General features: G+C 61.0%; 1 protein-coding gene. It reads right to left on the reverse strand.

Translation table 11 applies throughout. The features are described 5' to 3' along the window. Positions 1-21 precede the first annotated feature (21 nt). Positions 22-1,332: a DNA circularization protein gene (locus ACIQUS_RS27285; protein ID WP_403054297.1), complete on the reverse strand. Its 1,311-nt coding sequence runs from the start codon at positions 1,330-1,332 to the stop codon at positions 22-24. Positions 1,333-1,367: the final 35 nt, after the last annotated feature.

Consider the following 1,367-nt stretch of genomic DNA (forward strand, 5'->3'; position numbering starts at 1 on the left):
CCATTGACCAGCAGCTCAAGGTCATCCATCAGCCAGCACCTCCAGCGCTGTTCCGCCAGTCAAAAACCCAGGATGGCGCGGGCCATTTCGGGCAGCGATTTCGTCCGCCCGGCCGGCATCGCCGTAAATCTGATAAGCCACTAGCAGCGAGGGCAGCGTTTCCTTCGGCACATACGGAACGATCCGGGGCAGGTCCTGCTCTTTGTTCGGTACCGCCTGTATAACGCTGGTGCGCAAATCCGAGAGAGCCACGTACACCTCATCGACCGGTGTCGCCTCACTTTCCGCATCAATGCGACTCACCAGTTCCTCCCTGACTTTGACCGCTTCCTGATAGCTGTCGTACACCACTGGGGTGCTCACAGTGGGCGTGCTCGCTGCCGGTGTACTTGAAGAAGGATTGCTCGCGCTAGACGTGCTTGGTATCTGCGCCAACGCAACACCACCCGCGGTGATCAATGGCTTCTGCGTGACCACCGCGGCTTTTGCCGCTTCGGCCACCGCCACCTGACGCACCAGAGCATTCAAGGCCAGATGGTTTGTGGCTTGCTGCCGGCGGCTTGGGGTGGCGATGCTGCCCGAATAGTTGCCCGAAGACCGGTCAAACAGGCTGGTCAACATGCTGAGGGCATTGCTTCCAAAGGCCGTGCGAATCGAACCGAACAAACCAGTGATCCGGCTGACCATCTGAAAGGGCTTCTGGACTAGGCTGAATGCGTCGGAGGCGAGCCCTTTGGCCTGGAGGTAGAAGTCAGATGCCGCCTGCAGATCCCCGGCGAAGTTCAACCCCGGGGCCGCCATGAACTCACCAAGCTCGGCAAGGCCCTTGGCCGCGGACTCCGCGACGTAGGCCGGGAAGCCGGTGGTGAGAAAATCGGCGAGGAACCCCTGCTCTGCGGCTGCGGTGACGGCATTGCCTTTCGCGCTGATCGCGTTGATGGTGTCGACCTTGGCTGACGGGTAGGAAGCTTCACCGGCCTCCAGAAAGGTCAGCTTCACCAAGCACATACCGCCTTCACTGGTGCTTTCGCTCAGGCCCAGGCCACGACACACAACGGTCAGTTCGCCGCGGTACGGATGCACCAACACGCCTGGGCCTGCGGTTTCGCAGGCCTTGATCAGCTCATCCCGCTGGGTTTGATACTCCAGCCCGATCAGGTAGCCGGACACCGAGAACTCCCGGGCCTTGCGCCCCAGGTCTTCGGTGTACGGGACATCGCGTTGAGCATGCTCATGCACAGCCTGCCGGCGGCCATGGGTGCTGTCTGCAGACTCAACATAAAAAGAAACGCCGCGAAAGCTCGCGGCGCGGTAGTTGTCTCTCCAGCCCATGAGTGGCTCCGGTTAGCTCGGCATTGAGTAACCCA

It is taken from the genome of Pseudomonas sp. NPDC090755 (assembly GCF_044769005.1).
GTDB lineage: Bacteria > Pseudomonadota > Gammaproteobacteria > Pseudomonadales > Pseudomonadaceae > Aquipseudomonas.

Bases quoted from the DNA above. Each gene is read 5' to 3' on its own strand.
- ACIQUS_RS27285 (WP_403054297.1), bottom strand. From the start codon at position 1,332: ATGGGCTGGAGAGACAACTACCGCGCCGCGAGCTTTCGCGGCGTTTCT.